This is a genomic window from Massilia sp. UMI-21, assembly GCA_015277795.1.
Taxonomy (GTDB): Bacteria; Pseudomonadota; Gammaproteobacteria; order Burkholderiales; family Burkholderiaceae_D; genus Telluria.
In genome coordinates, this window is sequence record CP063848.1 from 612,113 (window position 1) to 635,985 (window position 23,873).

The window sequence follows — 23,873 nt, forward strand, 5'->3', positions numbered from 1 at the left end:
TTACGCAAAGCTTTTAGGAAGGCGGGCAAGCATGGCGAACGACGCAGCCAGCATGGAGAAAGCCGCGCGGCTGGCCTTGATCGCATCCGGGGATGACTGGGCGATGGTCAGCCTGCACCTGCCCGACGGCGCGGCGCCGCAACGCTTTTGCACGGCGGACTGCGCGGCCGTCGGCGCGGTGCTCGAAGCGCTCGAAGCCCAGGTCAACGATGACGAGTGCGACCTGCCCGACCTGCGCACCAGCGTGTTGCCGCCCGGCTGCCGCGACCTGGCGGAGCGCGCCGGCCTGCGCAGCTACCGGGCGCTGCGGCGCCGCTTCGCGTACGGGACCGGCAAGGCTGTCTGCGTGCTGGCCGTCGCCGGCAAGCAGGCGCGCGACCCGGCCGCCAGCGGCGAACTTGGCCTGATTGCCGACCTGCTCGTGGCCGCCGCGTCCGGCCGGGCCGCCGGCGGCGGCGGCGATGCGATGTTCGGGTTCGGGCCGGCCGGCGGCGGCGGCGGCGCCCCGCGCAACGATGCCGGGCAGGCGCAGGAACAATTCCGCCTGCTGTTCGAGTCGGCGCCGGGACTCTACCTGGTGCTGGCGCCCGGCTCCTTCCAGATCGTGGCGGCGAGCAACGCCTATCTCGAGGCGACCATGGTCACGCGCGAGCAGATCATCGGACGCGCCATGTTCGACGTGTTCCCCGACGATCCCGAGAGCGAGGAGGGCAGCGCGGTCGCGGCACTGAACGCGTCGCTGCAGCGGGTCAGGCAGACCCGGGTGCCCGACGTGATGGCGGTGCAGCGCTATCCGATCCGCCGGCCGGGCGGAGGATTCGAGCTGCGCTACTGGAGCCCGATCAACTCGCCCGTCCTCGATTCGGATGGACGCGTCATGTTCATCATCCACCGGGTCGAAGACGTGACCGATTACGTGCTGGAGCACAAGCCGTCCGCCACCGATCCCTCGCGCGGCAAGACCACCCGGCTGGAAGCGGAAATCGTGCTGCGCTCGTACGAGCTCAAGTCCATGGCCGATTCCCTGGCGCTGAGCGAGCAGCGGCTGCGCTACGTCACGCGCGCCACCAACGACGTGGTCTGGGACTGGAGCATGGCCGACGATGCCCTGTGGTGCAGCCGCAGCGCAGTCGAGCCGCTCGGCAGCGTGCTGGCGCGGATGGCCCGCCTGGCGGACTGGGAAGCCTGCATCCATCCCGACGACCGCGAGCGTGTCGGCGCCAGCCTGCGCGCCAGCGTGGCCGCCGGGCGCGAAAACTGGGCGGCCGAATACCGGCTGCGCCTGCCCGGGGGCGTCGAGCGCCATGTGCTGCATCGCTGCTTCATGGTCATCGACGAGCAGGGCGCGCCGCAGCGGATGGTCGGCAGCATCGCCGACCTCACCGAGCAGAAACAGCAGGAGGCGCGCCTGCGCATGCAGGCCGAAATGCTCGACTACGCCACCGATGCCATCCTGGTGCGCGACCTCGACAACCGGGTGCTGTACTGGAACCAGGCGGCGGCGGCGCGCTACGGCTGGAGCAGCGAGGAGGTCATCGGCCGCCCGGTGGACGAGACCCTGTACGCCCAGTGCGCGCCGTCCGATTTCCAGCACGCCTTGCAGGTGCTGATGCGGCAGGGCGACTATTCGGGCCGGATGGTGCATTCGGCGGCCGATGGCCGCAAGTTCGTGGTCCACGTGCACTGGATCCTGGTGCGCCGCGAGAACGGCACGCCGCGCGCCATCCTGTCGGTGGTGACCGACCTGAGCGAGCGCATCGCGCTGGAACAGCGCCTGCTGCAGATCCAGAAGCTCGAATCGCTCGGCCGGCTCACCGGCGGCCTGGCGCACGACTTCAACAACTGGCTGACCGTCATCCTGGGCAGTGCCGAAGAACTGATGGAGGCGCTGGCAACGCAGCCCGAGCTGCGCGAGATCGCCCACATGATCCAGATGGCCGGCGAGCGCGGGGCCGAGCTGACCCGCCGACTGCTGGCATTCGGACGCAGGCAGCCGCTGACGCCACAGATCCTGGACGTCGGCGAAGCGCTCGCGTCGATCCGGCCCCTGATCGCGCGCAGCCTGCCCGAGAATATCGACCTGCAACTGCTGGAAGTGGCGCGCGGCTGGCGCGTGTATGCCGACCGTGCGCAACTCGAGGCCGCCATCGTGAACCTGTGCATCAATGCGCGCGATGCCATGCCCGACGGCGGAAACCTGACCATCCAGCTGATGCTGGTCGAGATGGAAGAACAGAAGACCGAGCTGAACAAGCCGCTGCCGCCCGGCGAGTATGTCGTGATCGCGGTCGCGGACAATGGCCTCGGCATTGCCCAGGACGTGATGGACCATGTGTTCGAACCCTTCTTCACGACCAAGGACGAAGCTTCCGGCAGCGGGCTCGGCCTGAGCATGGTGTATGGCTTCGTCAAGCAGTCGAATGGCGACGTGACGATCTACTCGGAGCCGGGGATCGGCACCCAGGTCAAGCTGTACCTGCCGCGCGCCCACGCCGAACCCGAGGCGCTGCCCGTGCCCGCGCCCGGCGCCGGCGCAGTGCCGCCGGCCGGCTGCGCCATTCTCCTGGTCGAGGACGATCCGATCGTGCGCGCGCATATCTTCGGCCTGTTGCGCGAGTTGGGATGCGAGGTCACCGAGGCTTCCAGGGCCGAGCAGGCGCTGGCGCTGCTGGCGCAGGGCGCAGCCTTCGACCTGCTGTTCACGGATGTCGTGATGCCCGGTGTTTCCGGCATCGAACTTGCCCGGCGCGCACGCGCCATGCGGCCCGGGCTGCGTATCTTGCTGAGCTCCGGCTATACCTTCGAAGCCATGCAACACCAGGATGAGTTGGGGCCGGAAACCCGCTTCCTGAACAAACCGTATGGCAAGACCGTCCTGGCCCAGGTGCTGTCCGAAGCGCTTGCCGGATTGGGGAAGGCACCATGAGCTCCGAGGCCGAGGGCAAACGCGAACAGGCGCTGGTAGCGCGCCGGATGCTGGCCTTTGCCAGCGTGGTCGAGCACCTGGCCGTCCCGAACGACCTGTCCGCCCTGGGCAGCGAATTGCTGGCCTCGCTGCGCGACGAGGTCGAGGCGCTTGCCATCTACCTGCTCCGCGAAGACCGGAGCCTGGGCCTGCTGCTGCACGCCGGATGCCGGCAGCCGCCGCCCGAGCGCGCGGCCGATCTGCGGCAGATCTGCGGCGTCGAGCCTGGCCAGCATGCCGGCCATGACGGCGAAGCGCGCATCGTCGCCATCGGCCCGGCGCGCCCGGCCTGGATCGGCGCGCGCGCCTCCGCGCTGGCGGCGGTGGCGTTTGGCGGCCAGGGTGCGCAGGCCCCGCGCGGCCTGGCGCTGCTCACGCTACGGCAGGCCGAGCATCCGCCCTCGCTGGCGGCGCTGCTGGAACTGGCCGTGCACAAGCTGGCCCAGGCCTTGACGCGGGACAGCGCGCCGGCCGCCGGCCAGGGCGAGGCCGACGCCGGCAAGACCCGGGTACTGCTGATCGACGACGAGGCGCTGCTGGTCGCCCACGTCAAGCGCATCCTGGAACGGGCCGGCTTCGCCCTCCATGCGGCGCAAAGCGCGCGCGCCGGCTTCGAGCTGGCCACGTCGATCCAGCCCGATGTGATCCTGATCGACAAGGTCATGCCGGACCTGGACGGCATCACGCTGCTGCGCATGATGCGCGGGAACGAGCTGCTCAGCACCGTCCCGGTCATCATGCTGTCCGGCCAGGCCGACGAGGCGGCGCGGGTCGCGGCGCTGGGGGAGGGGGCCGACGATTTCGTGGTCAAGCCGTTCAGCGCCAAGGACCTGGTGGCGCGCATCGAAGCCAATGTGCGCCTGGTGCGGCTGCGGCGCGATGCGGTCTGGCGCCAGGGCGAGCTGCTGCGCCTGCGGCAGTCGCAACAGGAGCTGCGCAACCTGCTCGACACGGTCCAGCGGGTGCGCGACGACGAGCGGCGCAGGCTGGCGCGCGAGGTGCACGACCAGCTCGGGCAGATACTGACGGCGGCCAAGATCGACCTGCGCCTGTTGCAGGACCGGGTGGCGCAAGCGGAGCGGCCGCCGTCCGCCACGGACATCATGGGCGAGCTGGACGCGGTGTTGTCGAGCGTGGACCTGGCGATTGCATCGGTGCAGGACATCTCGGCCCTGCTGCGCCCGCCCGAACTCGAGGAAGGCGGCCTGGTGGCGGCGCTGCGCTGGCAGGCCGCCGAGCTGCAGCGCCGCACCGGCATCGCCTGTACCGTCCTGCATGAGGCCACCAATTATGTCGAGCAGCCGCCGTTTGTCGCCGGGGAGCTGCTGCGCATGTGCCAGGAGGCCCTGACCAACGTCTTGCGCCACGCGGGCGCCACGCACGTCCTGATCCAGGTCGCGATGCGCAACGCCACCCTGCTGGTCAGGATCTGCGACAACGGCGGCGGCATCCCGCGCGAACGCCTGCACGATGCGGCGTCGCTGGGCCTGAAGGGCATGCGCGAGCGCGCCGCCAGCATCCGCGCCGGCATCCATATCTACGGACGGCGCGGACGGGGGACGATGGTGGCGATCCGGCGCAGGCTGGCTTACCGGTGACGCCGGCGCGGATGCGGAGAGCCCGCCGGCGACGTGCTTATTTCCCCTGCGCCGGCACGAACTCTTCCATCACCGCCTTGCGCAGCAGCTTCGGCGGCACCAGGCCCTGGGCCAGCACGAAGTCATTGAACTTCTGGCGGTCGAATTTGCCGCGCAGCGCCACCTCGGCCGCCTGGCGCGTCTCCATCAGGCGCTGGTAGCCGTAGAAATAGGAAGTCGCCTGGCCCGGCGCGCGGAAGGTATAGCGCTGCATCTCCTGCGTCGCCATGCCTTCGGACAGGCCGACGTCGCGCATCAGGAAGGTTTTCACGCCTTCCGGCGTGATCTCGCCCAGGCTCACCATCGGATCGAGGAAGGCCCGCGCGGCGCGCATCGCGCGCGCCTGCAGCGCGAACAGCTGGCCGTCGAGCGGCTCGTAGGGCTGCATTTCCGCTTCCGCGTACAGGGCCCAGCCTTCGACGTTGACGCTGTTGAAGGCGAACACGGCGCGTGCGGTCGACACGCCCGTTTCGATCATCTTCGCGAACTGCAGCTCGTGGCCGGGACGCGCTTCGTGCGCCGTGATCGTCCAGGTGCCCGCCTGGTGGGTGAAGTCGTCGAAGACCAGGCGCTTGCCGCTGGCGTCGGGCGGCATGCCGGTGGTGAGCACGAACTCGCCGTATTCGCCCGTATTGCCGATCAGGCGCGGAGGGCTCATGTGCGGCGCCGGCTGGGCCGCGTTCTCGGCCATCGTGGCCAGGCGGATCACTGCCTTGCGCTCGGGGAGCGTCACGATGTCCTGCTCGCGCACCGCCGATTCGATCGCCGCCAGGCGCTGGGCGTACAGCGGCATCACCTGTTCGAGCGGGATCTGCTGCTTTTTGAGTTCGTTCATCACGGCGCGGTAGTCGGCGTCCTTGAAGCCGCGCTCTTTCGCGATCAGGTTCGCGGTGATCTGCATCTGGTTGCGGATTTCCGCGAACGAGGTCAGGGCCTTCGAGATCATCTCCTGCGGCGCGATGTCGACACCGAAGTTCTTGAGGTTGTCGGCGTAGACCTCGGGCGGCAGGCGGTGGTCGGTGCGGGCGCGCGGCAGCATCTCGGTCTTCAGGCGCGCGTTGTAGGCGGTGAGCTGCTTTTCCAGCGTGTCGAAACGGCTCTCCCAGCCTTTCAATTCGCTCTTGGCCAGCAGCTCGCGCATGCCCTTGAGCAGCGTCGGACCATCGTTCAGCGCCTGCTCGACTTCACCCTTGTAGGGCCCGAGCAGGTTCTTGTTCGCCTTCAGGCGTTCCTGCAGGCGCTCGTGGGCCAGTTCCGTCACCGGACGATACCCCTTGGCCAGGCCCGCGTACTTGTCGAGCCGCACCAGCAAGGTCTGCTGGCGCTCCTTCGGAATGCGCGGATCGAGCGTGGCGCGCACGACGCCGAAGATCATGCCGGTCAGGTCGTCGAAGGGCATGAAGTATTTGCGCTGCAGGGCGCTGGTCCTGATGCTGTCGTTGGCCTTGTCGATCAGGATCTGCAGGTCCTGCTTCACCTTCGAATCGGTTTCCACGCGCAGGCGCTTTTCCAGCTCGGCGACGGCCGCGCGCAGGTCGCGGTTGCTGGCCTCGAACTGGTCGCGCGACATATCCGTGATCTGCTCGTCGTAGCCATCCACGCCCAGGGTGCTGGCACTCTCGGGCGAATATTTCGCCATCACCTTGAGCAGCACCTTGGCGTTGTCGTTGCTTTCGGCGACCCAGGCCGGTTCGGCGGCGGCGACCGGCAGCGCGAGTGCAGTGGCCAGCGCGGCGGCCAGCAGGGTCTTGACGAGAGGGCGGGATGGCAGCATGGTTTTCCTTTTAAGTCGGTATCGAATGAAGGGGGCGCAAACACAGGGACGGAGCAGGGCGCGCGCGGCGCGGCCCCCGCCATACCGGCCTTGCGTTTGCGTACAACGGCTTACTTCGTCGCGGCGATCCAGCGATCCACCTTGGCCTCCAGCACCGCCAGCGGCAGCGTGCCTTCGCCCAGCACGATCTGGTGGAATGCCGGCAGGCTGAACTTGTCGCCCAGCGCATCCTGGGCGCGCTTGCGCAGTTCCAGGATCTTGAGCGAGCCGATCTTGTAGCCCAGCGCCTGGGCCGGCCACACCATGTAGCGTTCGATCTGCGCGCGCGCCTCGGCTTCCGAGTAGCCCAGCGTGTCCTGGAAATAGGCGATGGCCTTCTCGCGGCTCCAGCCCTTGGCATGCAGGCCGGTGTCGACCACCAGGCGCGCCGCGCGCAGCATTTCGTCGTTCAGGTGGCCGAAATAATCTTCCGGCTTCTCGAACAGGCCCATCTCCTTGCCCAGGGTCTCGGCGTACAGCGCCCAGCCCTCGGTGAAGGCGTTGTTGCCGCCGAACTTGCGGAAGTTCGGCAGGCCCAGTTCCTGCACCAGCGCGATGTGGAAGTGGTGGCCCGGCTGGCCTTCATGCAGGAACAGCGTGACCATGCCGGTGCTGCCGTATTGCTTCGGGTCGTTCACCACCGACCAGAACACGCCCGGACGCGAGCCGTCGGCGGCCGGCGGGGTGTAGTGGTCCGAGGCGGAGGCGCGCGTCAGTTCCGGCTCCAGGCGCAGGTCGAGCGGCGCCTTCGGCTTCAACGTGAACAGGGCCGGCAGCTTGGCGCGCACCTTGGCGTCCAGGTCGCGGTAGACCTCGATCACCTGCTGGTCGGAGGTAAACGGCTTGAACTTCGGCTGTTCCGACACCCAGCGCGGCAGGCCGGCGGCCGGGCCGGTGTAGCCCATCTTCGGACCGATGACGGCATACTCGTCCTGGATGCGCGCCACTTCCTTCAGACCGATCTCGTGGATCTGCTGCGGGCTCAAGCTTGTGGTGGTCATCGCCGCCACCCGGGCGTCGTACCAGGCGGCGCCGTTCGGCAGGGCGTTCCAGCCGGCGCTGCCGCGGGTCTTGGGCAGGTATTCCTTTTCCAGGAAGCGCGCCAGGCGCTTGAGCGCCGGATTGAGTTTGTTGTCGATCGTCTTGCGGTAGGCCTGCTGCAGGCTGCGCTTCTCGGCGGCGGAGAATTTCTCCGGCATGTTCCTGATCGGCGTGTAGAAGATGCTGTCCTGCGCCTTGTCCGCCACCAGCTGCTGGAACTGGGGCAGGCTTGAGAGCATCGGCTCGCGCGGCTGCACCACGCCGCGCTTGATCCCCTCGCGCATGTTGGCGATCGACTGGTCGATGTGGGGCACCAGCTGGGCCAGGCGGCTCAGGTAGGCGCGGTAGTCGCGTGGCGTGGCCAGGGGCTGCGCGCCCTGGCCGCTCGCGTAGTTCGCCAGGATCACCGGCATGCTGACCATCTGGTCGATCGGGAGCAGGTGTTCCGGGAAGGCCGCGAGGCGCAGCGCGCTGTCCAGCTCGAATTTCAGGATGTCGTAGCTGGTCTGGTCGCGCCCTCCGAGGCGCTCGCGCGGGATGTTCGACAAGCGCTTGAGGTAGCTGCGGTACAGCGCGAACTGCTGCTCGCGCACTTTCGGCGAGATCGACAGGCCGAGCTTGTCGTTGAAGCGGCTGTCGCCGTTCTCGGTGGCCCAGACCGGTTCGAAACGGGCCAGCGATTCGTAGTATTCGTCGGCCAGCTGGTTGAGCTGGCGGCTTTCCCGGGTGGCGGCCGCCGCGGCCGGCTTGGGGGCGTCCGGCTGGGCGGCGGCTGCCGGCCCGCAGGCCAGCAGCGCGGCCGCGGCCAGGACCGCGCTCGCCGGTCGCGCAAGCTTGAAGCGTGCTTTCATGGTGTTTCCTTGCGAATCAATAGCTGGCGAGCGGCGTCAGGACGCCGTTCTTGAACGTGTAGACGGTGACCGTGGTCTTCTTCAGGTTTCCCTTCGGGTCATAGCCGTAGTTGCCCACCACGCCCTGGTAGCTGATCTTGTGCATGGCCGCGCCCACCTTGGCGGGGTCGACCGAATTGGCCGTCTTCATGGCCTGCGCGATGAACTTGGTCTGGTCGTAGAACGAAGGCGCGTACACGTCGGGGTCGCGCTTGAACCTGGCCTTGTAGGCGTCGATGAAGGCCGGGCCGCCCGGCTGCTTGGCGACGATGGCGCCGGCCTGGGCACAGCGCACGTTCTCGCCGACGGCCGGGCCGCCGAGCTTGGCCATCTCGGGGCTGCACAAGGTGTCGCCGCCCAGCAGGGGCACGTTCAGGCCGAGCGCCTTCATCTGGCGCGCCATCGGGGCGGCCTGCGGCGCATAGCCGCCGAAGAACACCGCATCCACGCGCTTGGCCTTGAGCGCGGTGAGGATGGCGGCGAAGTCGGTGGCCTTGTCGGTGGTGTATTCGTGGCCGGCGACCTTGAAGCCGTTGGCGCGCGCCTGGCGTTTGAATTCCATCGCGATGCCCTGGCCGAAAGCGGTGCGGTCGTCGATCACGCCGACGTTCCTGACCTTCAGTTCCTTGGCGGCGTAGGCCGCCATCGAGCCGCCCACCTGGGTGTCGCTGGCGACGATCCGGAACACGGTCGGGTAGCCGGACTGGGTGATCTTGGGGTTGGTGCCGACGGTCGACATCAGGATGCCGTTGTCGTTGTAGACGCGCGAAGCGGGAATCGCCACGCCCGAGTTGTACGGGCCGAGCACATACTTCACCTTGGCGTCGGCGAACTTCTGGGCCACGTTCACGCCCTGTTTCGGGTCGCCCTGGTCGTCTTCGGACTGCAGCTCGAAGCGCAGCTGCTTGCCGCCCACCTGGATTTTCTGGGCGTTGAGTTCTTCGATGGCGAGGCGCACGCCGTTCTCGTTGTCCTTGCCGGCAAAGGCATTCGAACCCGACAGCGGACCGCTGACGCCGATTGTCACGACCTGTTCGGCGGCATTGGCATGGGTGGTGTCAAGCGCGAGCAGCGCGGCCAGCGCGAGCGGCGCCAGGTGCAGTTTGGATGGCATACCCTGAGTCTCCGTTATGTTCAGAACGGACGCCATCATCGCACGAATGGAGCGCCTGAAGAACCCCCATGGCTACGCCCTGGGGGCTTTTCAGGCGCTCCATAATGAGTCAGGCGGGGACCCCGTGCGAGATCAGCTCCAGCGGCAGCGCGGTGGTGCATTTGATCTGCTCCATCGAGAACGCCGACGACACGCCGGTGAGACGCGCCGCCTTGATCAGCTTCTTGTAGAAGCGGTCGTAGCCGGCGATGTCGGTGGTGACCACCTTGAGCAGGTAGTCGACGTCGCCGCTCATGCGGTGGAATTCGAGCACTTCCGGCAGCGCCACCACGGCCGCGGCGAAGCGCGCCAGCCACTTTTCGTCATGCTCGGTGGTGCGCACGCTGACGAACACGGTCACCGGCAAGCCGACCTTCTCGCGGTTGACGATGCTGACCCGGCTTTCGATATAGCCCTCTTCCTCGAGGCGCTTGACGCGTTTCCAGCACGGCGTACTGGATAAGCCGACCTTCTCGCTGAGGCCGGAAATGGAAAGGGTGGCATCTGCCTGCAATGCCGCAAGAATAGCGCAATCAAACTTGTCGAGTGAGTTCATTTTCCCTATATCAATATATTGAGAATGAATATGCTATTAATGCGCCATAAAGCGCACAAATGAGTAAGTCTTCTCCAGCACGACTCCGTAACATACTCATCAACAATAACACGATCCTCACACGAGAATTACCTTTTTGTAATTAATGATGATGAACAACGAACTTTACCTCGACGCCAACGCCACTTCGCCGGTCTTGCCGGCCGCGATCGACGCGGCCATGGCGGCCATGCGCGACGGTTTCGGGAACCCGAGCAGCAGCCATGCCGCCGGCCTGCGCGCCAGGGCGCTGCTGGACGGTACGCGCGCCAGGGCGCGCCGCGTGCTGGGCGCTGGCAAGGGAAGGATCATGTTCACCAGCGGCGCCACCGAAGGCATCCAGACCGCCGTCCTGTCGGCGCTGTGCGCGCTGCGCGAGCGGCGCCGGCGCGGCGAAGCCTGCGGCGAGCTGCTGCTGGTCGGCGCCACCGAACACAAGGCGGTGCCGGAAAGCCTGGCGCACTGGAACCGCCTGCTGGGCACCGGGCTGGAACTGCGCATGCTGCCGGTCGACGGCGACGGCCGCCACCGCCTGGATGTGCTGCGCGAACTGGCGCCGCGCGCCGCTTTTGTGTGCACCATGGCCGCCAACAACGAAACCGGTGTCGTGTCCGATCTGGACGGCATCGCGCGCGTGCTGGCCGAGTCGGACAGTCCGGCGCTGTGGATGGTCGATTGCGTGCAGGCGCTCGGCAAGCTGCCCCTGGACCTGGCGTCCACCCGCATCGACTACGCGCCGTTCTCCGGCCACAAGCTGTATGCGCCGAAGGGCATCGGCCTGCTGTACGTGCGCGAAGGGGCGCCCTACACGGCGCTGATGTGCGGCGGCGGCCAGGAAGCCGGGCAGCGTTCCGGCACGGAGAACATGGCCGGCATCGCCGCCCTCGGCGCCGTGCTCGGCGCGCTGGAAGAAGGCGGCACCTTCCGCACACCCGCCCAGCTGCGGGCCTGCCGCGACCGGCTTGCCGCGGCGCTGCGCGCCGCCTTCCCGGAACTGGTGTTCAACGCCCCGCTCGAGCAGGTCTTGCCGACCACGCTGAATTTCTCGGTGCCGGGCCTGGGCAGCAAGGAGCTGCTCGACCTGTTCGACGCCGCCGGCGTGCGCGTCAGCGCCGGTTCGGCCTGCTCGGCCGCCAAGGCGGCGCCGAGCTATGTGCTGGATGCGATGGGCGTGCCGCCCGTACGCAGCGCGTCGGCGGTGCGTCTTTCGTTCGGTCCGCTCGCCGACGACGCCTTCATCGACGCCGCCTGCGCACGCATCCTGCACTGCGGCCGCGCGCTGGCGCTGGCCGGCGCCGGGGCGCCCCCGGCGGCGCGCCTGCAGCAGCTCGAATCGCAGGGCGCCAGCGGCTGGCTGCTGTTCGACGACGACGGCCGCCATTGCATCGCGATCGACCCTCCGCCCGACCTGGCGCCGCGCATCGCCGCCGACCTGTGCGCGCGCGGCTGCCGCCTGCTGACCTGCTTCGACACCAGCCACGGCGCCGGCGGCGCCGATGCGCTGTGCGACATCCTGGGCACGACGCCGGGCTGGCCGGCCGGGGGGCTGCAACTGCGCTTCGCCGGCAACTCCGTCGACGCCATCGCGCTCGGCGGCGACGTGCTGGCCAGATCCGGCGACAGCTATCTGCTGGGCCGTCCCGAACAGGGCGTGCTGGCCCCGGAGGCCGTGCGTTTCGTGTTCGGCGCCGCGCCGGACGATGCCGTCCTTGGTGCCGCTCTCAGTGCCGCTCTCAGTGCCGCCCTATGCTGCCACCGTGTCGGCGAACCGGCGGTCTCGCGCCCGGGCGTCGACCCGCGGCCGGAAGAGGGCATCGACCTCGATGCGACATCGGCCGCCGCCTACCTGGCGACGCACCCGGACGCCTTGCTGGTCGATGTGCGCGAACTGCCCGAGCATGCCGCCGCCACCGCCCAGCTGCGCGGACGCGCGGCGCAGCACGTGCCGCTGTCGCAACTGGCCGGCCGGGCCGCGCAATGGCTGCACGAGCCGCGACCGCTGGTGTTCCTGTGCCGCAGCGGCAACCGCAGCGCACGCGCCGCACGCCTGCTGCGCCGCCTGGGTCACGCCCAGGCGTGGCACGTCGCCGGCGGGCTGGCGCTGGCCGGCTGATCCGTTCTTGCAACACAGGTACGCATCTGGCGCCTGTGTACGTCACCGCACAGTAGCTGCCGCCGGCTTCTTCTAGCATGGCGGTGGCCGTGCGCGCCCTGCGTTTCCCTTTCCATCGACCAGCTTCAGGCGCAACGCGCGCCGGCGGTCGACAGCGCGTGCCCCTGTGTCGAGGTCCCTGTTGAATCAAGAGAAGAACCCGAAGGCTGAACCTGGCGCTGCCGCTGCTACTGCCGCTGCCGCTGCTGACGGTGCGCCTGGCCTGCGGACACTGCTGTCCGAACTGGACGGCGCCCTCGACGCCGCATGCGATGCGCTCGACAGCGCGCGCCGGCGCGGCAGCGAGCTTCCGCCCGCCGCCGACGCCATCCTGGACAACACGCCTTTGCTCGACGCCCAGCTGCGCCAGGTGCGCGGCCAACTGTTGCACGATCGCGGCGTACTGCCGCCGGCGGCACCGAATGGCCAGGCGCGCATCCTGGCGCTGGCGTGCGAGGCCGTCGCCCAGGACGAAGGACGCATCGATCGCGCCGGCCTGGCGCGTGTGCTTGCCGCGTCCCAGGACGCTGCCCATTTGCAGCTGGCCGAGCTGCGCCTGTTCCCGGCGGCGCTGCGCATCGCGCTGCTCGACGCCTTGCGCCACATCGCCGTGCGCGGCGCCCGCGCCTGCGAAGAACGCATCCTGGCCGCCGGCTGGGCCAAGCGCATGATCGACACCGCCGCCCATCGCTCGGGCGACCTGGTCTTGCTGGTGGCGGACATGGCGCGCGAGGTGGAACCCCTGGGCAGCAGCTTCGTGGCCGAACTGGCGCGCCGCCTGCAAGGCCAGGGCGGCGCCGTGGCGCAGGCCCTGGCCTGGATCGATGCGCGCCTGCTGGACGAAGGCTCCGGTATCGGCCGCCAGGTCCAGCGCGAGCGCGACACCATGGCGGCCGACGGCACGCTGGCGGCGAACATGCTGGCCAGCCTGCGCCTGCTCGGCGGCATCGACTGGCGCGCGCTGGCCGAGGAGGCCAGCGCCGTCGACGCCATCCTGCGCGCCGATCCGGATGGCAGCTACCCGCGCATGGACGGCCCCACGCGCGACCTGTACCGCCGTGCGGTCGAGACGCTGGCGCTGGGCAGCGGGCGGCTCGAGGCGGACGTGGCGCAAGAGGCGCTGGCGCTGGCCGCGGTCCACCGCGCCCCCGCCGAAGGCGGACTCGACGCGCGCCGCCGCCATATCGGCTACTACCTGGCCGGCCCGGGCCTGCAGGCGCTCGAAGCGCGGCTGCAGCCCAGGCCCGCGTTCGCGACACGGCTCAAGCGCCGCCTGCGGCATGCGCCGCTGGCGGCGGACATCGCCGCGCTGGCGCTGCTCACCCTGCTGTTCGCGGCGGCGCTGGTGCTGGTCGCCCGCCAGCAGGGCGCCGGCCTGGTCTTGCAGCTCGGCGTCGGCCTGCTGGCGCTGCTCGGCGGGAGCAGCCTGGCGCGCGCCCTGGTCGACATGATGACGGCCTGGCTGGCGCCACCGGCCCCCACGCCACGCATGGATTTCGGCGACGGCATTGCGCGCGAGGCACAAACCCTGGTGGCGGTATCGGCGTGCCTGGCGCATGCCGGCCAGGTCGATGCACTGTGCCGCGACCTGGAGGTGCGCTACCTGGCCAATCGCGATCCGCAGCTGCGTTTCTGCCTGCTCGCCGACCTGCACGATGCGCCGGCCGAAGAGATGCCGGGCGACGCCGCGCTGGTGGCGCATGCCGTTGCCGCCATCGAGGCGCTCAACCGCCGCCATGCGCGCGAGCACGACGTCGACACGCTCGACGAGGACGGCCAGCCCGTCACGCAGCGCAAGCGCGTCGAGCCCTTCGTCTTGTTGCAGCGCGCGCGCGCGTGGAGCGAGGGCGAGCATGCCTGGATCGGGCACGGGCGGCGGCGCGGCCAGTTGGCCGACCTCAACGCCCTGCTGGCAGGGACCGGGCGCGAGCGCTTCGCCGCCATCGCGGGCAATGCGGCCGGGCTGGCCGAAATGCGCTACGTGATCGCCCTGGACGCGGCCACCGACCTGCCGCGCGACGCGGCGCGCCTGCTGGCCGGCGCGATGGCGCATCCTCTCAACCAGCCGGCCCTGGATGCCGGCGGCACCCACATCGCCGAAGGCCATGCCATGCTGCGCCCGGACGTCCGGAGCGCGCTGCCGGGCCTGCATGCCGGCCGCTACCAGCGCCTGTGGGGCGAAGGCCGGGGCACCTGGGCCGCGCGCATGGGCCGGCGCGGCGGCGATGCCAAGGGCATGTTCGGCTGGGCGGCCATCTACGACGTCGACGCCTACGAACGGGTGCTGCGCGGCCGCCTGCCGGAGGACGCGGCGCCGGCGCCGGGCACGGTCGAGGAGGGCTGCCTGCATGCGGCCGGTGACGACGAGGTCAGGCTCGAGGAAGCGATCCCCGGCAGTTACGGCGAACATGCGCTGCGCCGCCATCGCGCGGTGCGCGCGGCCTGGCAGGTGGCGGGCTGGGTGCGGCGCCGGGTCCAGCCCCATGAAACCAATCCCATGCCGGCCGCCGCGCGCTGGCAACTGTTCGACGCCCTGCGCGACAGCCTGGCGGCGCCGGCGCTGGTGACGCTGCTGGTGCTGTGCTGGACGGCGCTGACGGCGCCCGCCTTCTGGACTGCCGCGGTGCTGTCGGTGTTGTTCCTGCCGGCCCTCGTGGGCAGCCTGGTGGCGCTGGCCGACCGTCCGCACGACGCGCCCTGGCGCCAGCATCTGGACAGCTGGGCGCGTGGCGCGCGCGCGCCGCTGGTGCGCGCCGCGCTGGCCACCAGCTTCCTGCCGCACGCGGCCTGGTGCCAGCTCGATGCGCTGGTGCGCGCGCTCTGGCGCAGCCGGGTCTCGCGCCGGCGCCGGCTCGAGTGGCGCCCGAAGGGCCTGGCCCGGCCTGCGCGGGTGGTGGCGAACAACTGGCTGACGATGTGGTTTGCGCCGACCATCGCTGTGTCCACGGCGCTGCTGCTGACCTTTGCCAATCCTTATTCGCTGTTCACGGCCGCGCCGGTGCTGCTGGTCTGGTTCCTGTCGCCGCTGCTGGCCTGGTGGACCAGCCTGCCGCTACGCCAGCGTGGCCTGGCGCCGCGGCTGCCGGCGGGACGCCAGGCCACCCTGGCGCGGCTGGCGCGCCGCAGCTGGCGCTTCTTCGAAGACCATGCCGGTCCGGCCAACAACTGGCTGCCGCCCGAAAGCGTGCAGGAGCATCCGCATCCGCTGGCGGACGCGCGCAGCACGCCGGGCGGCATGGCGATCTACCTGCTCTCCACGCTGGCGGCGCGCGACTTCGGGTTTATCGGCCCTGGAGAGCTGCTGCGGCGCCTGGACGCCGCGCTGGCGTCGATGGCGCTGCTGGAACGCTGGAACGGTCATTTCCTGTGCGCCTACGACAACGCCACGCTGGCGCCGATCGAGCCGGCCGCTGTCGCCACCGCGGACAGCGGCTGGATGGCGCTCGGCATGCGTTTGCTGGCGGCCGGCCTCGACGAGCTGCCCGACACCGCGGTCGCCGGGCCGCAAGACCTGGACGGCATCCGCGCGGCGCTGCAGGTAGTGGACGAACTGGCCCGGCACCAGCCGCATGCCGTGCGTGCGCTGGTGGCGGCCGTGTGGGCCACGCTCGACCCCCAGCACTGCCGCGCGGCCGACACGCTGCCGGGATTGTGCGAATGCTTGCGCCATGCCGCCGAGGCGGCCGATGGCTTGGTATCCGGCCTGCCGGAGCAGCTTGATCCCGCCCTGCGCGACTGGGCGGCATGCCTGGCCGCGCAATGCCATGCGCTGCAGGATGGCCTGCTGGCGCTGGCGCCCTGGATGCGGGCCGAGCAGGAATACGTGCTCGACGCCAGCCTGACGCGTATCCCGACGCTGCGCGAACTGGCCGCGCTCGACGCGCCCGAGGGCGCGCACCACGACCTGGCGCGCCTGGTGCGTGACGGGCGCCTGCTCGCGCAAGGGCTGCTGGCCGAAGCCGGCCGGCTGGCGGGGCAGGCGCGCAGCCTGGGCGCCATGGACTTCGGCGCGCTGCTCGACCGCGGCACCGGCCTGCTGGCGGCAGGGTATCAGGTGCGCGAGCGGCGCCTCGACGCCGGCAGCTGCGACCTGCTGGCGTCGGAAGCGCGCATGGCCGCCTACCTGGCCGTGGCCCAGGGCCAGCTCGCACAGCGCCACTGGTGGGCGCTCGGGCGGCCGATGCGCATCGCCGGCGGCGAGCAGTTGCTGCTGTCGCGCAGCGGCGCGCTGTCGGACTACCTGGCGCCGCAACTCCTGATGCCGTCCTGGCGCGACACCCTGCTCGACCATGCCGGCCGCGCCGCCGTGCGCGCCCAGGTGGCCCATGGCGAGCGCCATGCCATTCCCTGGGGTTTTTCGGAGTCGGCCTGCAACGCGGTCGACGCCCAGCTGCGCTTCCAGTTCGGCCGTTTCGGCATTCCCGCGGCGAGCCTCGGGCGCGGAAACGAGGACGAGCTGGTGGCGGCTCCCTACGCGGCGCTGCTGGCGCTGCCGGTGGCGCCAGGCCCCGCGCTGGCCAACCTGGAGCGCATGGCGCAGGAAGGGCTGGCCGGCGACTACGGCTTTGTCGATGCGGTCGACCACACGCCGGCGCGGCTGCCGCATGGCGAAGACCGGCAGGTGGTGCGCCTGGTCGCCACCCGCCACCAGGGCATGGGCCTGCTGGCGCTGCTGCAGCTGCTGCACGATGCGCCGATGCAGCGCCGCTTCGTCCGCGACGCCGAACTGCGCGCGGCGCTGCCGCTGCTGCAGGAAGCGCCACCAAGCAGCGGCGCCTCGACCTCGCACGCCTGCGAGGGCGCGGCCGGGCGCGCCGGTCCCGCGCACGGGCGGGTCATCGACTACGCCGGCGCGGCCGCCGGCGCCCTGGAACTGCAGCTGCTGTCGAACGGTGGCTACCACGTGATGGTGGACAGCGACGGCGCCGGCTACAGCCGCTGGAACGGCGTACCGCTGACCCGCTGGCAGCCGGATCCACTCGGTGCGCACGGCGGCCTGGCCTGCGTGCTGCGCGATGTCGCTTCCGGCGAGCTGTGGTCGGCCACGCTGGCGCCGGTGGTTGGCGAGCCGGCCCGCTACGAGGCGGTCTTCGCCGAGGGGCGCGCCAGCTTCCGGCGCGAGGAGCGCGGCATGGCGATCGCGACCGAAGTGGTGGTGGCGCCCGAGGACGACGCCGAGCTGCGGCGCATTCGTCTGCGCAACACCCTCGACCAGCCGCGCACCCTGGAAGTAACCGGCCATGTGGTGCTGGCGCAGGCCGCAGCGCCGAACGTGCCGAACCTGCCCGGCATCTCGGTGCGCACTGACGAGGCCTCGCAGTCGATCCTGTGCCAGCTGGGACCGGGCGCGCCGGTGGTCTTTTTCCAGATGGCGCTGCTGGGTAGCGGCGCGGCGAGTGCGCCGCTGTTCAGCAGCACCTGCGCCGATCCGGCCGGCCCGCTGGCGCCGCTGGAAGAAACGCCCGCGGTGGCGGCGCTGGCGGTCCGCCGCGTCATCACGCTGGCGCCACGCCAGGAAATCACGCTCGACCTGGCCATGGGCGCCGCCACCACGCCGGCCGGCGCGCGCCAGCTGGCGGCACGGCACGCCGATCCGCAGGTGGTGCAGCAGGCGGTCGAGGCGGCATGGACGCATGGCCAGGCTTTCCTGCGCGCGGCCGGCCTGGGCGATGCCCAGGCCCAGCGCTACAACCGCCTGGCCGCTTGCCTGCTCGACCCCAGGCCGGGCTTGCGCGCGGACCCGGGCATCATCGAGCGCAACGTGCGCGGCCGCGCCTCCCTGGCCGCCTACGGCGTGGACTGCAGCCGCCCGCTGCTGGTGCTGCAGCCCGGTCCGGACAGCAGCCTGGCGCACGACGTCCTGCAGGCGCATGCCTACTGGCGCGCACGCGGCTTCGACGCCGAACTGGTGCTGCTGTGCGAGAACCGCGAGATCCGCGACCAGGCGCTGCTGCTGGCGCCGGAAGCGCTGGACACCCCCGGCGGCATCCACCTGCACCTGCTGGCCGAGCTGCCGCAGGAAGACCGCATCCTGCTGCTCGCGGCGGCGCATGTCTTGCTGCTGGAAGAACGTGGCAGCCTGGCCGACCAGCTGCGCCGCGCGGCGCCGATGCAAGCCGCGCTGCCCCCGCCGTTCTCGCCGCCGGAGCAGGCGCCCGCCTGGACGGTGGAGGCCGCGCCGGCCGAAGACGAAGCGCTGCAGTTCGAGGACGGCGACGCCGGGTTCTCGCAGGACGGCCGCGAAGCGGTGGTCCGAAGCAGCGGGGGCACGCCGGCACCCTGCGCGCATCTACCCGACAATCCACTGGCCAACGGCGGATTCGGCGCCTTGCTGCCGCACGACGGTCCGGGCAGCACCTGGCGCGGCCGGCGCGGCCTGCGCCTGACGGCGCCGCAGGGCGAAGCCTTTTACCTGCGCGACGAGGACAGCGGCGCGGCCTGGTCGCCGACCCCCTGGCCGATGCCTTCCGGCGAGCCCTACCGCACCCGTCACGGCTTCGGCTACACGCTGTTCGAGCACGCGGCGCACGGCATCGGCTCCGAACTGCGCTGCTTCGTGGCGCCCGGCGACCCGCTCAAGTATGCGGTGCTCAAGCTGCGCAATCTCTCCAGCGCGCCGCGCCGCCTGGCGGTGACCGGCTACGTGCAGTGGTGGATGGATGACATGGAAGCGAGGTCGGGCCCGCACATCGTGACCGCCATCGACGTCGCCAGCGGCGCACTGCTGGCCCGCAACGCCTTCGGCGCCGGCTTCGGCGACCAGCTCGGTTTCTTCCACCTGGATGCGCCCCAGCCTGCCTACACCGCCGACCGGCGCGAGTTCGTCGGCCGTCACCGTAGCCTGGCGCGGCCGGCCGCGCTGGAGCGCCAGGGCCTGGCGGGCACGCTCGGCGCCGCGCTGGACCCCTGCGCGGCCCTGCAAACCGTGGTGGAGCTGCAGCCGGGCATGGAGACCGAACTGGTGTTCCTGCTCGGCGTGGCCGGCCCGGACGCGCTGGCCGCGAGCCGCGCGGTACAGCAGCATGGCGGCGCGAAAGCGGCGGCGCGCGCGCTGCGCCAGGTGCACGCCGGCTGGGACGCCTTGCTCGGCGGCGTGCGCGTGTCCACCCCCGAGCCCGCGTTCGACCTGTTCGCCAACGGCTGGCTGCCCTACGCGGCGGTGGCCGGCAGCATGGGCGGCAGCCCGGCAGAGCAGCTGCAGGGCGCACTGGCCGCGCTGCACGGCAGTCCGGACCTGCTGCGCGCCGCCCTGCTGCGGGCGGCCCGGGCAGACATCGGCGCCGCCGGCGCCGCGGTCGAAGACTTCCTGTGGCTGCCGTACGCGCTGTGCGCCTATGTCGGCGCCAGCGGCGACTACGGCATCCTGCGCGAGCCGGCCGGCGGCGACCCGTCGAGCGGCACCCGGCTGGCGCGCGACGACCTGTACCAGTATTGCGTGCACGGCCTGCGCGGCTGCCTGCGCTTCGGGATGCACGGCCTGCCGTTGCACGATGCCCGCCTGCACGAGGAAGAGGACGAGGAGGCTCGCCCCGAACACGTGGGCCTGGCCTTCCTGCTGGCCACGGTGCTGCAGCGCTTTGCCGACGTGGCCGACCGCCGCGCCGATTTCGGCTTCGCCACCACCTGCCGCGGCGCCGCGCTGGCGCTCAAGGCGCAGGCCGAGGAATACGGCTGGGATGGCAGCGCGTATGGAGGCCTGTCTGGAAGCATGCATGGCAGCGGCCACCCGGACCCCGCCACCCAGGCCTGGGCGGCCATGGCCGCCGCCAGCCCGGAGCGGGTCGACGCGGTGCTGGGCGCGCTCGACGGCGCCGGCGTACAGGATGGGCGCACGGCGGCCTGGCTGGCGCTTGCCCTGGCCGGCGCCGGGGCGGCCACGCGCGCCTGGGAACTGGCCGCCACCCTGAATCCGCTGCGCCGTGGCGGCGCGCCTTGCCGCACGACGGACGAGCTGCCTGGCGCGCAGGCGGCAGCGGCGGCGGGCTGGACCCATGCCTTGCTGACCGAGGGGCTGCTCGGCATCCGGCGCGCGGTCGACCGCCTGGCGCTGGCGCCGCTGTTGCCGCTCGGCTGGGACAGCATCGGCTTCCGTTACCGTTACGGCAGGACCGATTACCGGGTAACATTGCGGCCGGCCACCGTCGGCGCGCTGCTCGTGCTCGACGGGGCGCCGCAGCAGGGGAACACGATCGCGCTCGTCGACGATGGGCGCGAACACAAAGTGGAACTGTATGTGGAACGCGGACCGGGCGATGCGCGCGCCGGCCCTCACGACAACCATTCAGGGATTAGCACATGAACAAAGGACAGATCACATCCACGCTGGCATGGAGGAGCGCGGCCTGCGCGGCCCTGCTGTGCTGCGCCGCACCGGCCATGGCGCTGGACTGGAGCGACAACGCCGTCAGCTACCGCTACGGCACCCGCTTCGCCGAACCGTTCAACCCGGAGCACATCAAGAAGCACGTGGTGGGCTTCACCCACGCCAGCGGCTACAAGTACGGCAGCAACTACCTGAACCTGGATGTGCTCAAGTCCGACAGCAATGACCCGCGCTCGCTCGGCAGCAACAGCGGCGCGCTGGAAGGCTACCTGGTGTACCGCCACACGCTCGACATCGGCGCGCTGCGCGGCCAGGAGATCCGCTTCGGCAAGGTCAAGGGCCTGGGCCTGACGCTCGGCTTCGACATCAACCACAAGAACGACGTCGCCTACAACTCGCGCAAGCGCATGCTGGTGGCGGGCCCGACGCTGATGTGGGACGTGCCGGGCTTCCTGAACACCAGCATCCTGTGGCTGCGCGAATCGAACGCCCCGAGCGGCCCCTTCCCGCCGATCTCGAACGTGCGCGGACGCTACACCTACGACACCCACCCGATGTTCGGCGCCAGCTGGGGCATCCCGGTGGCCGAAGGCTGGTCCTTCGAAGGCTACCTGAACTTCATCGCCGCCAAGGGCCTGGACGAAACCGGCGCCCCGACCAGCGCCGAGACCAACCTCGACATGGCCTTCATGTACGACATCGGCCCGCGCTTCGGCTATGCGCCGAAGAAGATCCGCGTCGGCGTCGGCTACCAGTTCTGGAACAACAAGTTCGGCAACGCACGTGGGACCACGGGCGGGGCAGGGCAGCGCGCCAGCACGCCGATGGTGCGGGCGGATTTCCACTTCTGATCAGCTCTGGTGATCGGCCTGCGGCCTGCCCCGGGCCGCGCCTTCGTGCACGACATCGTCCAGCACCGCCTGCAGCGCGGCCAGGGTAAACGGCTTGGGCAGGAAGGCGGGCTTCATGTCGAGCTCGCCCGCACCCACGGCGCCGTAGCCGGACGAGAAAATGATCTTCATGCCATCCGCACGCGCCTGGACCCTGCGGGCGAGTTCCAGCCCGGACATGCCCGGCAGCGAATGGTCGGTCAGCAGGATGTCGAACTGCTTGTGCGCCAGCAGGTCGAGCGCTTCCTCCGCGCTGCCGACGCCTTCGACGGCATGACCGAGAATCAGCAGCAGTTCGGACAGCATAGTGCGCGCGTCGGTGTTGTCCTCGACCACCAGGATCGACATCGGCGCTGCCGCGATGGACAGCGGCGCTTGCGCTGCTTCAGGGGCCGGTGCCGGCGCCGGCGCCTGGGCGGTGGCGGCGTCTTCCTTGTGCGCCGCAAATAGCTGGCGGATCTTGCGCGCCAGCTCGTCACGGCGGTAAGGCTTGCTGATCAGTTCGACGCCTGGGTCCAGGCGTCCGCCGTGGACGATCGCGTTCTGGGTATAGCCCGAGGTGAACAGGACTTCGATCGCCGGCAGCATCTGCTTGGCCTGGCGCGCCACTTCGATGCTGCGCACGGGGCCGGGCATCACGACGTCGGTGAACAGCATGTCGACCGGAATGCCGCTCTGCAGGATGGTGAGCGCACTCTGGCCATCGTTGGCCTTCAGCACGCGGTATCCCAGGCCCTGCAGCATGTCGACCACGGTCGCCTGGACCGCAAGGTCGTCTTCGACCACCAGGATGGTTTCCGTGCCGCCGATGACCGGGGCCTTGCGCAGGTTCGGCAGCTCGACCTCGGGCTGCATCGAGCGTGGCAGGTAGATCTTGATCGTCGTGCCGCTGCCGACCTCGCTGTAGATACGGATGTGGCCGTTACTCTGCTTGACGAAGCCATAGGCCATCGACAGGCCCAGGCCGGTGCCTTCTCCCTCGCGCTTGGTGGTGAAGAAGGGCTCGAAGGCGCGCGCGATGACCTCGGGCGGCATCCCGCAGCCGGTGTCGGAAATCGCCAGCATGACATACTGTCCCGGCGCGACTTCCGGCTCGTGGAGGACGTACTCGTCGTCGAGCATCGCATTGTTGAGCTCGAGGGTGAGCCTGCCGTCGCCCTGCATGGCGTCACGGGCATTGATGGCCAGGTTGAGAATCACGTTTTCGAGCTGGTGCGGGTCGGCCAGGGTGGTCCACAAGCCGCCTGCGACCACGGTTTCGATCTGCACCGATTCGCCCAGGGCGCGCCGCAGCAGCTCATCCATGCCGCGCAGGACGCGGCCGATATTGGTGGCCACCGGTTGCAGCGGGTGGCGGCGGGCGAAGGCCAGCAGTTGCGACGACAGCTTGGCGCCGCGGTCGGCCGCGAAGGCCGCGGCCTCGAGGCGCCGCTGTGCTTCCGGATTACCCGCCAGGCTCATTTGCAACAGTTGCAGGTTGCCGGCAATGACCTGCAGGACGTTATTGAAGTCGTGGGCGACGCCGCCGGTCAGCTGGCCGATCGCTTCCAGTTTCTGCGACTGGCGCAATTGGGCATGGGTTTTTTCCAGCTCGGCCGTGCGGTCCTTGATGCGCCGCTCCAGGGAGCTGTTCAACTGCCGCACGGCTTCTTCGGCCTCGATGCGCACGCTGACTTCATGTTGCATCCTGGCGTTCGATTCTTCCAGCGCCTTGGCGCGCTCGCCGACTTCGCCGAGCATGCCGTTGAAGGCGTCGACCAGCACGCCGACCTCGTCTTGCGTGGTCTTTTCCACGCGCATCGAAAAGTCGCGCCGGCGGATGACCTGATCCACGGCCGCGGTCAGGGCCAGCACCGGCTTGATGATGGCCGATTGCAGCCAGCTCGACATCACCAGGGCGACCAGCAGGCTGCCGAACAGGACGGCGGCAAGTATCGAGAGATAGCGCCTGACCTGGGCCATCAGGGGATATTCGGCCTCGACATACACAATGCCGACCAGCTCGCTATTACGCAGCATGCGCGTGGCAATTGCGATCCGGCCGCCGTCGATCGCCTGGCCCGCCTGCGGCAGGCGCTGCGGCAAGCGCCGGGCATCCTCCGGCGACTTGGCATAGGACGCGAAGACCGAGCCGTCCGGACGGTAGATGGCGGCCGCGGCGATCGCCGGGCGGGCGCGCAGCTGCAGCAGGTTTTCGCGTGCCACCTGCGCGTCGTTGAACTCCAGCGCTGGCTTCGTCACTTCGGCGACGATATCGGCCTGGGCCTGCAGGTCGCCGGCCCAGCCGGTCTGGTAGTTGCGGATGTCGAGTACCAGCATGCTGGCGCATGCGACGAGCAGGGCGGTGAGCGTGGTGACGAGTACCCCCAGCACCAGCTTGCGTGAAATTGATTGCTTGACGGCCCCGAACATGG

10 protein-coding genes are annotated in these 23,873 nt (G+C 70.1%); 5 read left to right on the forward strand and 5 right to left on the reverse strand.

Annotation, left to right across the window (positions count from 1 at the left end):
- Positions 1–31: 31 nt before the first annotated feature.
- Both IM543_02720 and IM543_02725 read left to right on the forward strand, forming a co-directional pair.
- A complete protein-coding gene (locus IM543_02720) occupies positions 32–2,926 on the forward strand; it encodes a PAS domain S-box protein (protein QOY94833.1) in 2,895 nt (964 codons plus the stop codon).
- Positions 2,923–4,563, forward strand: a complete 1,641-nt coding sequence (locus tag IM543_02725; protein ID QOY94834.1) for a response regulator — start codon at positions 2,923–2,925, stop codon at positions 4,561–4,563. The genes IM543_02720 and IM543_02725 overlap by 4 nt, the downstream gene beginning before the upstream one ends.
- Positions 4,564–4,600: 37 nt before the next feature.
- Here the strand turns inward: IM543_02725 and IM543_02730 are convergent, their stop codons facing one another.
- From IM543_02730 to IM543_02745, 4 genes are all read right to left on the reverse strand, one after another.
- Positions 4,601–6,376, reverse strand: coding sequence for a DUF885 domain-containing protein (locus tag IM543_02730; GenBank protein QOY94835.1), 1,776 nt, complete (start codon positions 6,374–6,376; stop codon positions 4,601–4,603).
- 110 nt (positions 6,377–6,486) lie between these two features.
- The gene (locus tag IM543_02735) at positions 6,487–8,307 is read right to left on the reverse strand and encodes a DUF885 domain-containing protein (GenBank protein ID QOY94836.1); all 1,821 of its coding nucleotides are present in this window, start codon (positions 8,305–8,307) and stop codon (positions 6,487–6,489) included.
- Between the two features lie 16 nt (positions 8,308–8,323).
- Complete coding sequence (locus IM543_02740) at positions 8,324–9,460, reverse strand: branched-chain amino acid ABC transporter substrate-binding protein (GenBank protein QOY94837.1); 1,137 nt, start codon at positions 9,458–9,460, stop codon at positions 8,324–8,326.
- 109 nt (positions 9,461–9,569) lie between these two features.
- A complete protein-coding gene (locus IM543_02745) occupies positions 9,570–10,055 on the reverse strand; it encodes an Lrp/AsnC family transcriptional regulator (protein ID QOY94838.1) in 486 nt (161 codons plus the stop codon).
- Positions 10,056–10,206: 151 nt separating this feature from the next.
- Here IM543_02745 and IM543_02750 point away from each other — a divergent pair, with 151 nt between their 5' ends.
- From IM543_02750 to IM543_02760, 3 genes are all read left to right on the forward strand, one after another.
- Entirely contained in the window at positions 10,207–12,207 is a 2,001-nt protein-coding gene (locus tag IM543_02750; protein QOY94839.1) for an aminotransferase class V-fold PLP-dependent enzyme, read from the forward strand.
- A gap of 181 nt (positions 12,208–12,388) precedes the next feature.
- Positions 12,389–20,545 carry a hypothetical protein gene (locus IM543_02755; GenBank protein ID QOY94840.1) on the forward strand — a complete coding sequence of 2,719 codons (8,157 nt, stop codon included), beginning with the start codon at positions 12,389–12,391 and terminating at the stop codon, positions 20,543–20,545.
- On the forward strand, positions 20,542–21,420 hold the full coding sequence (locus IM543_02760; protein QOY94841.1) for an outer envelope protein: 879 nt from the start codon (positions 20,542–20,544) through the stop codon (positions 21,418–21,420). Before IM543_02755 ends, IM543_02760 begins: the two co-directional genes overlap by 4 nt.
- Here the strand turns inward: IM543_02760 and IM543_02765 are convergent, their stop codons facing one another.
- A complete protein-coding gene (locus tag IM543_02765; protein ID QOY94842.1) occupies positions 21,421–23,871 on the reverse strand; it encodes a response regulator in 2,451 nt (816 codons plus the stop codon).
- Positions 23,872–23,873: the final 2 nt, after the last annotated feature.

Coding starts and splice junctions, on each gene's coding strand:
- IM543_02720 (QOY94833.1), top strand. CDS start 32: ATGGCGAACGACGCAGCCAGCATGGAGAAAGCCGCGCGGCTGGCCTTG.
- IM543_02725 (QOY94834.1), top strand. CDS start 2,923: ATGAGCTCCGAGGCCGAGGGCAAACGCGAACAGGCGCTGGTAGCGCGC.
- IM543_02730 (QOY94835.1), bottom strand. CDS start 6,376: ATGCTGCCATCCCGCCCTCTCGTCAAGACCCTGCTGGCCGCCGCGCTG.
- IM543_02735 (QOY94836.1), bottom strand. CDS start 8,307: ATGAAAGCACGCTTCAAGCTTGCGCGACCGGCGAGCGCGGTCCTGGCC.
- IM543_02740 (QOY94837.1), bottom strand. CDS start 9,460: ATGCCATCCAAACTGCACCTGGCGCCGCTCGCGCTGGCCGCGCTGCTC.
- IM543_02745 (QOY94838.1), bottom strand. CDS start 10,055: ATGAACTCACTCGACAAGTTTGATTGCGCTATTCTTGCGGCATTGCAG.
- IM543_02750 (QOY94839.1), top strand. CDS start 10,207: ATGAACAACGAACTTTACCTCGACGCCAACGCCACTTCGCCGGTCTTG.
- IM543_02760 (QOY94841.1), top strand. CDS start 20,542: ATGAACAAAGGACAGATCACATCCACGCTGGCATGGAGGAGCGCGGCC.
- IM543_02765 (QOY94842.1), bottom strand. CDS start 23,871: ATGTTCGGGGCCGTCAAGCAATCAATTTCACGCAAGCTGGTGCTGGGG.